The sequence below is a fragment of the Vibrio sp. R11-SG3-ISO3-SZ genome (assembly GCF_059834345.1).
On record NZ_JCBDGX010000075.1, the window covers coordinates 1 to 12,504 of the forward strand.

At 49.3% G+C, this 12,504-nt stretch carries 10 protein-coding genes; 7 read left to right on the forward strand and 3 right to left on the reverse strand.

The window, feature by feature from the left end:
• Positions 1–74 precede the first annotated feature (74 nt).
• Positions 75–710: a pyridoxamine 5'-phosphate oxidase gene (pdxH, locus tag AC6R1O_RS09560; protein WP_500630220.1), complete on the forward strand. Its 636-nt coding sequence runs from the start codon at positions 75–77 to the stop codon at positions 708–710.
• Positions 711–807: 97 nt separating this feature from the next.
• On the opposite strand, the gene AC6R1O_RS09565 is transcribed toward pdxH, so the two are convergent.
• Positions 808–2,634 (reverse strand): SUMF1/EgtB/PvdO family nonheme iron enzyme, encoded by a 1,827-nt coding sequence (locus tag AC6R1O_RS09565; RefSeq protein ID WP_500656928.1) that lies wholly within the window; start codon positions 2,632–2,634, stop codon positions 808–810.
• 132 nt (positions 2,635–2,766) lie between these two features.
• Complete coding sequence (locus AC6R1O_RS09570) at positions 2,767–3,870, reverse strand: PEGA domain-containing protein (RefSeq protein ID WP_334552817.1); 1,104 nt, start codon at positions 3,868–3,870, stop codon at positions 2,767–2,769.
• Positions 3,871–4,374: 504 nt separating this feature from the next.
• On the opposite strand from AC6R1O_RS09570, the gene AC6R1O_RS09575 reads away from it, so the two are divergent.
• The 6 genes from AC6R1O_RS09575 (at position 4,375) to AC6R1O_RS09600 (ending at position 11,789) form a co-directional block, all read left to right on the forward strand.
• Positions 4,375–5,190 carry a helix-turn-helix domain-containing protein gene (locus tag AC6R1O_RS09575; RefSeq protein ID WP_500656924.1) on the forward strand — a complete coding sequence of 272 codons (816 nt, stop codon included), beginning with the start codon at positions 4,375–4,377 and terminating at the stop codon, positions 5,188–5,190.
• A gap of 218 nt (positions 5,191–5,408) precedes the next feature.
• Positions 5,409–8,558, forward strand: coding sequence for a bifunctional proline dehydrogenase/L-glutamate gamma-semialdehyde dehydrogenase PutA (putA, locus tag AC6R1O_RS09580; RefSeq protein ID WP_500656925.1), 3,150 nt, complete (start codon positions 5,409–5,411; stop codon positions 8,556–8,558).
• 2 nt (positions 8,559–8,560) lie between these two features.
• The gene (locus tag AC6R1O_RS09585; protein WP_500656926.1) at positions 8,561–9,283 is read left to right on the forward strand and encodes a 1-pyrroline-5-carboxylate dehydrogenase; all 723 of its coding nucleotides are present in this window, start codon (positions 8,561–8,563) and stop codon (positions 9,281–9,283) included.
• Between the two features lie 72 nt (positions 9,284–9,355).
• Complete coding sequence (gene putP, locus AC6R1O_RS09590; protein WP_500632810.1) at positions 9,356–10,843, forward strand: sodium/proline symporter PutP; 1,488 nt, start codon at positions 9,356–9,358, stop codon at positions 10,841–10,843.
• 166 nt (positions 10,844–11,009) lie between these two features.
• A complete protein-coding gene (locus AC6R1O_RS09595) occupies positions 11,010–11,243 on the forward strand; it encodes a hypothetical protein (RefSeq protein WP_334552808.1) in 234 nt (77 codons plus the stop codon).
• A gap of 69 nt (positions 11,244–11,312) precedes the next feature.
• Entirely contained in the window at positions 11,313–11,789 is a 477-nt protein-coding gene (locus AC6R1O_RS09600; protein ID WP_334552806.1) for an Lrp/AsnC family transcriptional regulator, read from the forward strand.
• A 61-nt stretch (positions 11,790–11,850) separates the two neighbouring features.
• Here the strand turns inward: AC6R1O_RS09600 and AC6R1O_RS09605 are convergent.
• Positions 11,851–12,504 (reverse strand): DUF368 domain-containing protein (locus AC6R1O_RS09605; RefSeq protein ID WP_500656927.1); only part of this gene is annotated, 654 nt, incomplete at its 5' end.

A 12,504-nucleotide genomic window follows, 5' to 3' on the forward strand; every position in this document is an offset into this window, starting at 1 on the left:
GTTTCACTTGAGTTATACGATTTATGGGCGCACAATCAGCAAAAATTTATCGTCGCGGTCAATGAGGAGAAAAGATGGAACTGGAAGACATTCGTCGTGAGTACACTAAAGGCGGTCTGCGCCGTAAAGATTTGTCTGCGGACCCGATTGAGCAATTTGATCTGTGGTTAAAGCAAGCGGTAGACGCCAAGCTCACCGACCCTACCGCCATGACCGTCGCGACAGTAGATGCCAACGGCCAACCTTTTCAGCGCATTGTGTTGCTTAAGCATGTCGACCAACAAGGGTTTGTCTTTTACACCAATTTAGGCAGTCGCAAAGCTCAGCACATTGAGGGCAATGCGAGAGTCAGCCTCCACTTTCCTTGGCACCCACTCGAGCGCCAAGTGCACGTTACTGGCGTGGCGGAGAAGCTGAGTGTTGTGGAGAACATGAAATACTTCTCTTCAAGACCCAAAGAGAGTCAAATTGCGGCCATTGCCAGTAAGCAGAGTAGCCGTATTTCGGCACGCGGCATCCTAGAAGGTAAATACCTAGAGCTAAAAAAGAAGTTCGAAAAGGGTGAAATTCCGGTGCCCAGCTTTTGGGGGGGGTACCGCATTCGCCCAGAGAGCATCGAGTTTTGGCAGGGGGGTGAGCATCGTCTGCATGATCGCTTCTTGTTTTCGAAACAGCAAGACAACTGGCTGGTCGATCGTTTGGCGCCGTAGCCGTCTACACAAAACATTCAGTGTAAGAGACACAAAAAATGCCACAATTGTGGCATTTTTTATTGCTACTCGAGCTCAACAGAGACGTGGCTCAGCGTTAGTTAATGTCTCGTACCACTCGAAAACCGACATAGTTGGTGGCGGTAGAGTCGGACAAATAAAGCTGCTGATGAGCGGCGGACATATCCGGAGCAAAGTTCCAAGCTCCACCCTTGGCGATGTGACGAGCGCTGTTTGTCCACTGCCATACGTTGCCCACAGCGTCATACAAACCGAGTGGGTTCGGCTTAAAGGCGCTGACCGGTGACGTGCTCTTGTTTGCCCAAGGGGTGCCACTCCAGCCGGTATTCGCTTGACCGGGAACAAACTTATCTCCCCACCAGTAACGATCTTGACTGCCTGCTCTCGCGGCCACTTCCCACTCTTCTTCGGTTGGCAAGCGGTACAGAGCGCCAGTTTGCTTGGTTAACCAGCGGGCGTATGCATTGGCATCATTCTGGCTGACACACACTACAGGTGAGTTCGCGTATTGCTTGAACCCTGGGTTACGCCAGTAGCTGTTGGCAACTGGGGTGACTTCACCATTGACGATGGCGGTGCAAGTATTTTGCAATTCAGCATCGGTTTGATAGTTGGTCTGTTCCACAAAAGAAGAGAACTGAGTCACTGTAACAGGCGTCGCGCCAATCCCGAAAGCATGATCAAGGTGCGCTTGATAAGACGCGTGTTCACCAATGAAGTAGCGCCCCGGCAAAATGGTGATCATTTCTGGCGCTCGAGTGCCTCCGGGCAAGCCATCTGCGAACTTGTCGCCGGCTTTCAGTGGGTTTTCAATTTCATTTAGCGTCGCGCGCAAGGTTTGGTCTTTGTTGACGCTGAGCGTTTGGTTAAATGGACGGTAGCCTTCTTTCGTTACCGTAATTTGATGTGAACCGACGGGAAGCATCACTTCCAGTGGTGTACTGCCGTAGTGAACACCGTCGATAGTGACCTTGTCGTTAAACAAGTTCGAGCGTACTGACAGCGTCACCCAAGCCACTTCTTGTTCGACGTTGGCGGTGTCATCAAACTGAGTACCCGGTGCAAAGCAGTATTGCTTATCGATGTTGAGCAGTGAACAGGCGGCGGCTTCAGCAGGCCGAGCTTCGAGCTCCACATCCATGATGGTTCGATAGCGCACACCATCGTAAAAGCCGGATTCTGACACACTGTGTCGCAGCACATGAATATTCAATGCGACCGCATTGAGATTGCGCTGAACCAGGTTAGCTTCAGAGGTTTGCTCTGCGATAGAAGCGCGAAACTGTTTGACGGCTTTCTGTAAGGCAAGTTCGCGCGTTTGTGTATCACATTGCGCCAACGTCAATTCGGCCTGACAACGATTGGTGAAACTGATGGGGAGTTTCGCTGGGACTTTGAGTTCCACTTTTAGGCGATCGGCACGAGCACGTAATTTGTCACTGTCTAATCCAAGGATGGTTTGCTGTAGCGCATCCACCGCTGCTTGTCTCACCAATTGCTCTTGTTTCAACTCTTCAAGCTTTTGTTCGGCGTCGAGTCGTGACTTTTGGTTCTGTTTGACGTCTGCCCACGCACTTTGGTAGCGCTGCTGAGAGGTGGCGATGTCAATCGCGGGATCATCAATCATGCGTTGATAATCACGTTCAAGCGTCTCTTTGGCTTTATTGAATGCCTCATCCAAGGTTTTGGCTTGTTGAGATAAACGGGTTAACTCGGCTTGCTGATTCGTTACTTGCGTATTTTGCTCATCGAGCGCTTTCTTTGCATCGCTGAGTTCAGAGTGCTTAGTGAACAACTGATCATCAATTTGGATCAGCGAGGTGGGCGCCTCTTCAGCCATCGCATAAGAAGCAACAACACAAGGTGAAAGTGCCAGCAAAAGGGTCGATAAACCTAATCGCATTGTCATTCTTCTACATCAAAAATTAACTAATTGGACCATTCTAAACGAAAACGCCATTTTGTCTTAAGTTATCTTTTAATAACTTAGGGTCAAAATGGCGCTTTCGCTCATCTTTGTGAATTGGGTGCATGTTTATCCGTTGGGACGCAACTTCACCCAAACCGTGTCATTGGTATTCACCGTGATCACGCGGTTGTATGTTTCAAAGCCATCTTTGGTGACGGTGACTTGATGTTGACCACGAGGTAAGACTACTTCTACCGGTGTGCTGCCGTAGTCGATACCGTTGATCACCACAGCGTCGTTATATTGGTCTGAACGAACGGTGACGTTGACCCAGTTCTTCTCTTTTTGCTGCTTGTCGGATTGAACCGCTTGTTCACCACGAAGACAGTAGCGAGTTGAAACGCCGAGCAGTTTACATGCCGCAGTCGCTTCAGGTTTGGCTTGAAGCTGTGCTTGCATTTGTGTGTAGTAGCTGCCTGTGCCTTCAAAGCCAGAACGAATGATTTGGCTTTCTTGAACGTGGACGTTAAGTTGCACGTCTTTTTCATTGCGCTTAGCGATATTGGACTCAGTCAGGTTGTCGAGTAGTTTCGCCTTAAAGGTTTTCACCGCTTTTTGTTTGGTGAGGTAATGACCTTGATTGGTACATTCACCCAGTGTCATTGTGGCTGCGCAGGTGGTTTTGTAGTTGGTTTCCAATACATCGCTTTGACGAAGCTCGGCTTCCAGTCGTTTCACGCGTGCTTCCACTTTCTGCTCAGCTAGGTAAGAAAGCTCGGAACTGATGCGCGCTTGCTTCTGCTTGATCTGGGAGAGACGCATTTCGCTTTCAGCGATGGCTTGTTGATTTTCGAGCGAAGCCGACTGGTTGTCTTTCACTTGAGCCCAAGCATCTTGGTACTCTTTTTGGAAAGAGACGAGGTCGATATCAGGATCGTCCAACAAGCGATTGTATTGTTTGTCCAATGCTGATTTGGCGCGGTTACGCTTCGCGTTCAGTTCTTGCTCTTCACGCTCAAGCTTACTTTTTTCATTCTGAAGTTGCTGAAGGCGCTCGGCTTCGGATTTGTACTCCGCTGCCATAGCATCTTGCTCTGATTCTTTATTGTTTAATTTACTGTCGATAGCGGAAACAGGGTCTACCTGAGTACTCTCTTCCGCAAAAGTCGAAGTCGATACCCAAAGTGGGCTTAGCGCAAGCAAAAGCGCTGGGATGCGACGTGTGATCATAAGTCCCTGCAACAATTTAACGTTTAATTCACCAATGTAATATAACGAAAACGATGAACGAATGAGAAAGTGTTTGCACCTCGTCGTTCAAAGCGGTATGGGTAAAAAGACAAACTTTTGACAGTCCTTGGCTCAGCTGTCTTACAGAGGTATCTTTCTTCCATTTATGCACGGTGAGTAATACTCAATGTCCAAGTTTATCATTCATTTATAAAAAACTTATCCGTGCATTGCTCATTTTGGGCAGATATATGAAATATGCAAGCAAAGAATCCCGATATCGAAATAAGAAAAGGGATAGAAGTGACATGAGCCGTAATTTATGTGCGCTTGATCATTCTTCCGGTAAAGAAATGACCTTTTATTCTTGTCAGTAATGACCAGAGTGTTGATGATATTTTCACCATTTGTATGATCAATGAGCGACGGGCTCGGTGGATTTCGTGTTCGTCAAACTTTGTTATACCATGATCGAGATCACCGGATAGGCGCAAGAATTAGCTGATGAATAGAGCAAAATCTCAATCCCAAGACACTCAACCTGCCATAGTTTTGTCGCCTAGGCCGGCGGAGTTGATCACCCTACCTTCTTATATGACCTGCCATGACCACAGTTATACGCAAGTGGTTATTGGTCTGAAAGGCAAGGCGGAGTTTGAGGTTAATGGCTATGGGAACTACGTGGGGCCAGGGCAGGGTTGCGTCGTCACCTCAGGGTCTGATCATGCGTTTGGTGGCGTGGTAGAACAATCGGATATCTTGGTCCTTAACATGCCAATGCCGACGTCAGACGACCCTTTGATGCTCAATAAAATCAACGATCTGAGTCAAAAAGACACCTATTTTCAACTCGATAGTCAAATTCAAAAGTTGATTCAGATGCTAGTGTGTGAAATGCAATCGAGCCCTGATGATTTGTTGCTTAGCCGCGCCTGCAACGATACGTTGGTGGCTTTATTGCAAAGACACATGTCTGCCTTTGAGACGATTCGCAAGGAGTCACGCTTTGATCTTGAGTCTATTGACCGCTATATCGACCGGCATCTCAGTCAGAAGATCTCCGTGGCTCAGTTAGCGGGTAGCGTGTTTCTTGGTGAAAGCCAGTTTCATAACCTCTTTAAAGAACAAATGGGGATCACCCCACATCAGTATGTGCTAGGTAAACGTATCGATATGGCCAAGCAACTGATTCAACAAGGTCAGCTCTCTCTTGGTCAAGTTGCGGAGCTCACTGGCTTCTCTGGTCAAAGCACCTTCACTCACACCTTTACCCGGCTGCAAGGCCTCTCTCCATCGCAATACAAGAAACAATTCGGTTAAAAAAGAAAACAGTTCCGACACTTTTTTTTGCTGATTTGAGTGTGATTCTGTTTTTGTTTTGTTAAAAAACGTAGAATTCAGCAAAAAGCTCGGAGTTTTTGACAAGTATTCCACTCAAGCTCAAAATACACTGCTTGCCATTGTGATCAACAAATTCAAAGCATTCTCCGCTTTGAGCCGTTTCCGACAGACGTCGGGTGTGAGATTGAGGAAAACGCATGTTTACAGCAACGGATGTGTTAAACGCCGAGTTTGTTCAGCAACCGCTAGACAAACTTTGGTCGTTGATCTCGCCACTTTACATGGTGGACGAGTCGCAATGGTTAGAACAACTACTTCCATTGGCCACGCCAACAGAAGACGAAAAACAAGCCACACTAGAAAAAACAACGCAGCTTATTAAAGCGATTCGCGCAGACAAAAAAGCCATTCAAATGATTGATGCGCTGCTGCTTGAATACAGTCTAGATACCCAAGAAGGGATCTTATTGATGTGTCTGGCAGAGGCGTTAATGCGCATCCCAGATGCGGCCACCGCCGATGCGCTCATCCGCGATAAGCTCAGTGTCGCCGATTGGAAATCTCACTTAAAACACTCAGATTCTGTTTTTGTCAACGCGTCTACTTGGGGCTTAATGCTTACAGGTAAAGTTGTTGGGTTGTCTGAACCACAAGCGCAAAGCCCAGTCAGTGCGGTAAATCGATTGGTCAATAAGCTTTCTGAGCCTGTGATTCGCAAGGCGATGCATCAGGCGATGAAGGTGATGGGGCACCAGTTTGTTTTGGGACGCACCATCGCTGAGGCGCAAAAGAATGGCCGCAGCATGCGCGACAAAGGTTACACCTATTCATACGATATGCTCGGCGAAGCGGCACTGACGACCAGTGACGCACACAAATATTTCAAAGATTACTTGATGGCGATCGAAGCTGTTGGCAGCGATCACTACGGATTGAAGACCAGCCCAGCGCCATCGGTCTCTATCAAGCTCTCCGCGCTTCATCCACGCTATGAAGTGGCGAACGAAGAGCGCGTGCTTAGCGAGCTGTATGACACTGTGATGCAGCTTCTGTCACGCGCTGTTGAACTTGATGTGGCGATCACTATTGATGCCGAAGAGGCCGATAGACTTGAGCTGTCACTGAAACTGTTCGAGAAAATCTACCGCACGGATTTGGTGAAAGGCTGGGGCAAGTTTGGTCTTGTGGTTCAAGCATACTCCAAACGTGCGTTGCCTGTGTTGGTTTGGTTGACGGGCTTATCGGCACAAGTCGGAGCAATGATTCCGGTGCGTTTAGTCAAAGGCGCCTATTGGGATAGCGAGATCAAGTGGTCTCAGCAGGCGGGCTATAACAACTATCCGGTCTACACACGCAAAGAAGCGACCGATGTGGCGTATCTTGCGTGCGCGCGATTTTTGCTCAGTGACGCGGTGCGTGGTCGACTTTTCCCTCAGTTTGCCAGCCATAACGCGCAGACAGTCAGTGCCATTGCAGTGATGGCGCCGCACAAAGAATTTGAGTTTCAGCGTTTGCATGGCATGGGAGATGCTCTGTATCACCACGCGATGGCGAGCTACCAACAATCAGTGCGCATTTACGCACCTGTGGGCAGTCACAAAGACTTGTTACCGTATTTGGTTAGACGCTTGTTGGAAAATGGCGCCAACAGCTCTTTTGTCCACCGTTTGGTCGATGCGCGATGCCCGATTGACTCTTTGACACAACACCCGGTCGATATGCTGCTCGCTTTTGACAGCTTCGATAACAAGAGCATTCCTCTGCCGCCCGCGATTTTCCCGGAGCGCAAAAACTCGTTTGGGATCAATATTGACATTGAAAGTGAAGCACTGGGTTTTGAGCAGCAAGTTGAGCAATTCTTAGCTCACCAATGGTTTGCAGGGCCGATTATCAATGGTCGAGTGCCAAGCGAAAGCATGATCAAGGAAAGTGGCCAGTCTGTACCAGTCACTGCCCCTTATGATCGTCGCATCGAAGTCGGTAATGTACTGTATGCCAACCTTGATCATGTTTCCGAAGCGATTGATGTTGCGGCGCAGCATGTTTCATCATGGCGCGCCACTCCTGCAAGTGAGCGAGCACAATCCTTGGAGACGTTGGCGGATCTGTTAGAAACCCACATGGCTGAACTGGTGGCGCTGTGTCATCAAGAAGCGGGTAAGACTATTCATGACAGTATTGATGAAGTCCGCGAGGCGGTCGATTTCTGTCGCTACTACGCCAAGCAAGTTCATGAGCTAACGCCAATGACCACTACATCACTAAGTGGTGAGCCTCAAACGGTAGAGCGAGTGGGCCGAGGTGTCTTTGTGTGCATCAGCCCTTGGAACTTCCCGTTGGCGATTTTCCTTGGTCAGGTTACCGCTGCGCTTGTTGCCGGAAATACCGTCGTCGCCAAACCGGCTGAACAAACCAGTTTAATTGCGGCGCGTGCCGTTGAGTTGATGCTTAAAGCCGGTTTCCCAGCAGGTGTTATCCAACTTGTGCCTGGGCTTGGCAGCGATATTGGTCACGCGTTGACCTCCCATGAAGCGATTGCCGGTGTTGCCTTTACGGGCTCGACTGCGACGGCGCAACGCATCAATCAAACGTTGGCGGAGCGCGATGTTGACCCGGTACCGTTTATTGCGGAGACCGGTGGACAGAACGCGATGATTGTCGACAGTACCGCCTTGCCTGAGCAGGTGGTGCGCGATGTGATTCGCTCGGCGTTTGCCTCTGCGGGGCAACGTTGCAGTGCGCTGCGAGTTTTGTATGTCCAAGAAGACATTGCCGATCGCATCGTCAATCTGATTCAAGGCGCGATGCAAGAGTTGCGCGTTGCGGCGCCTTATCTGCATTCAACGGATGTGGGACCGGTCATCGATGGCAAAGCCAAAGCGAAACTCAATCAACACATTGATACCATGACCCGGACACAAACGCTTGTCGCCCAGTTGACGTTGGAAGAGACCCATCAGTATGGCGATTTTGTCGCTCCGACTGCGTTTGAGATTGACTCCATTGATGCGCTCAGCGAAGAACAGTTCGGCCCAATTTTGCACATCGTGCGCTTTAAAGCCCGTGAGCTGGTGCAAGTGGTAGAGAAAATTAACCAGACCGGTTTTGGTTTGACGATGGGCATTCACAGCCGCAACGAAACGACCTACCGCTGGATCGAAAAGCACGCTCGGGTGGGGAACTGCTACATCAACCGCGACCAAGTTGGCGCAGTCGTTGGTGTGCAACCATTTGGCGGCCAAGGTTTATCGGGCACTGGCCCTAAAGCCGGGGGCCCACACTACTTGTATCGTTTTACCGAGCCACACTACACGCAGACCGTTCAATCATCAGGGGCAGGAGAATAATCATGATTCATCAAGTGACACGTTATACCGATGCTCTCTCTGCGTTTGAGAATTGGAATCTGACCGATTTTGCCTCTAAGAAAGAGGATGTCTCCTCACTGATTGACGCGATGGGCAAGGTAACAAGCCGCAGCGAAGATAGAGATTGGAACGCTGGGCTGAACGTCATGCGTTTTCAACTTGCGCGTGCGGCAGCACTGTTGGCGGATTGCCATGAGTTGTCTGGCCCAACCGGAGAGACTAACGAGCTCTACACCGCAGGTCGCGGTGTGACGGTTCTCATTCAGGAAGAAAAATCAGCACAAGCGAAATGGTCTGTGCTTGCGCAACTGACGACGGCGTTGCTCGCGGGCAATAGCGTCATCTTATGCAGCGATGACGACACACTGTGCACAGTGTTAGAAGACGCCTGCACTCACTCATCACTGCCTACTCATGTGCTGCAGGTCGCCCCATTAGAGGCGCACCCGCAGCTATTGGAATCCGATATACGCTGTATCGGTTATGTCGGTCAAACGCAGGCGCTTGTTCGCCTCAACCGACAACTTGCGAAACGTTCTGGCGCGATTGTCAGTTTGGTTTCGGAAACGGATCTATCCGCGCTGCCTGTGGCGCAGGATCCGCATTTGGCGCTTAGGTTTATTACCGAGCGCACTAGAACGATAAACATAACTGCTGTTGGTGGTAATGCTACCTTGCTCGAGCTCGGTAGCGAAAGCCACTAAACCTAAATGCGACATCCTCTTCCAAGGAAGAGGATGTTTAGGGAAAGCGAATTCTAAAAGAGGACAATATAGATGGAAAATAGCTTTGCTATTACAACAACGTTCATCGCCTATCTGATCATGATGCTGGCGATTGGCGTGATTGCGTATCAGCGAACGAAAAATTCGTCGGATTACTTTTTGGGCGGTCGCTCGCTTGGCCCTTGGCCGGCGGCGCTATCGGCTGGGGCATCCGACATGAGTGGCTGGTTGCTGCTGGGTTTGCCTGGCTATGCCTACGCAGCTGGTATTGAAGCGTTTTGGTTGGCAGGTGGTCTTCTTGTCGGGACATGGCTCAACTGGCTAATCAACGCCAAACGCCTACGCACCTACTCGATTACAACCGATTCTCTAACGCTACCTGAGTTCTTGTCACGTCGTTTCAATGACAACTCAAAATTGATTCAGGTGATTTCCGCATTTTTCATTCTGCTGTTCTTCCTTTTCTATACCAGCTCTGGCTTGGTCGCGGGCGGAAAACTGTTTGAAACCGTGTTTGGTTTGGATTACACCATGGCGGTGATCATCGGTACGGTGTGTGTGGTCTCTTACACATTGTTTGGTGGCTTCCTAGCGGTCTCTTGGACGGATCTGGTTCAGGGCCTGTTGATGGCGGCTGCGTTAATGATCGTTCCCGTTGTGGCGATGGAAGGTGGCTTCTCTGATGTTGCTGCTCAGCTCAATAGCATCAACCCGGAACTCCTGACACTGTGGAATGACTCCAAAGGCGAGCCACTCTCTGCTATCGCGATCATTTCGCTTGTGGCATGGGGCTTGGGCTACTTTGGTCAGCCACACATTTTGGCGCGTTTTAAAGCATCTCGCAGCAACAAAGACCTGACGACGGCACGCCGTATCGCGGTGATCTGGACAGGCTTATCTATGGCTGGCGCGCTTTTGGTGGGGATGGTCGGGCTTATTTACGTGACCAATACCGGTGGAAATGTGGATGATGGCGAAACCATCTTCATGTTGTTGGTTAACGCCATATTCCACCCAGTGATTGCCGGTATCCTACTGGCCGCGATTCTTGCGGCGATCATGAGTACAGCGGACTCTCAGTTACTTGTGTCTTCATCGGCGCTAGCGGAGGATTTCTACAAACAAGTGTTTAAGAAAGATGCCAGCTCTGAAGAGATTGTGATGGTTGGACGCGTTGCGGTTGTCGGTATTTCGATTGTCGCCCTCGTACTGGCGATGACACCCGACAGCTCTGTACTGGGTTTGGTCTCTTACGCATGGGCAGGCTTTGGCGCGGCATTTGGCCCTGCACTAGTATTGAGCTTGTACTGGTCGCGCATGAATCGCAATGGCGCGTTGGCGGGTATCATTGTTGGCGGTGTGACAATCGTGGTTTGGAAGCAATTGTCTGGCGGTTGGTTCGATGTGTATGAAATCGTTCCAGGAATTGTGTTCTCTACCCTATCGATCGTGATGGTGAGTCTATTGAGCGCAGAGCCTGAAGAGTCAGTAAAAGTACAATTTGCTGACTATGAGAAACAGCTGCAAACCCTTGATTAATCAATCACCACTCTAGTGTCTAAAGCCCTGTCCGCAGGGCTTTAGACATTTTCCAGTCTATTATTTGTACACAGCTCACATTTTTTAAACTAAAGTTTGAGAACTCGGAACTCTGTCATTAAAACTATGTCGATTAAATGGAACGCATAGAAAAGGAGAGAGGACAATGCCACAAATGTACTGCCATTGCTGCGATAAGGTAACAGCGCACAAAGCGGTGATGAAACGATGTGATGAAAACCATGATTCCGTCGTAAAAAGTTTGGCGTGTTTTTTCTCTACTCTTTTTAAAGGCGCACACTACGTGAAAATGGAGCAACAAAGCTTCTGTCGCGTCTGCAACACCCAAGCGACCCATGTCCCTTCGAACCGAGATTTCGACCACGCAAAAGCGGCGTAAGACTCAGACTTTATTTATGTTCGTTGTATAATCCAGCTCGATTGGAATCAAAGCGAGACTGGAGACGCAATGGAATTAGACCGAATAGACAAAGAAATACTGCGCGCCTTAAACATTAAGGGTCGATTGCCCATTGTTGAATTGGCGAAGCAGGTGAATCTCACTACCTCTCCTTGTTCCGATCGTGTGAAACGCCTTGAGAAAGAAGGCTATATCAAAGGCTATCATGCCGAACTCAACCCAGAAAAGTTGGGCTTAGATGTCCAGGTTTTCATCCATATTCGTCTTGATCAAACCAGTTTCTCTATTTTTGATAAATTTGCCCAAGCTGTGGCCGATATTCCGGAAATCGAAGAGTGTTACTCCTTGTCTGGTGACTTTGACACCATGATCAAAGTACGAGTGAAAGACATGAAGGCTTATCAGAGTTTCATGTCGAGCAAGATGGGGACATTACCGGGTGTGATTCAAACCCGCAGTGAAGTGGTGATTGAAGAGCACAAAACCAGCTTTGGCATCAATCCAGATCTTATCGCGAAATTGTAAACGGGGCGCTTGAAGCCCCCCGTTTTCCCTAAGCCCGTTTTTCCTTAAGATAGGAATGTGCTTAGCCGTCATTACGTTCGGAAAGCTTCTCCAATCCTAGTACCAACCCAACGGCACAAAGCATGAGCACAATCGCCAACAGCCACTGTGAGGACTGGGCAGTTAACGCTTCAAATTCAAACGGTGAAAGGTTGTGCTGCACCAAGGGTACTTGTTCGCCCTTCGAGTTCACTCGCCAACTGATGGTCTCTTTCCATGGCCAGACTTTCGGCAGTGTGCCGAGCATAAGGCCGGTCAGAAAGACCAAAGTGAAGTCCCGAAAACGTCGCAATAGCCAAGATAACAGATGTGAAAAGCTCAATATGCCGACCACACACCCAGTGAGGAACAGTGCCAGGATAGGCAGATCGAAAGCTTTGACCGCGCCGAGTACTGGCGCGTACATGCCAAGAAGTAGCAGGATGAAGCTGCCGGAAATACCGGGCAGAATCATCGCACAGATGGCGATGGTGCCCGCTAAGAACACGTTGAGGTGGGTTGGTTCAAGCTGCAAGGGCTGTAACACTGCGATGCTGTAGGCAAACCCTACGCCAAACGCGAGAAAAACCAGTCGATTGAGCGATCTATGTTGCACCTGCTTAAGCATGTGTACCACTGACACTAAGATTAAACCAAAGAAGAACGACCAGAGTGGGATAGGGTGATAGGTTAACAG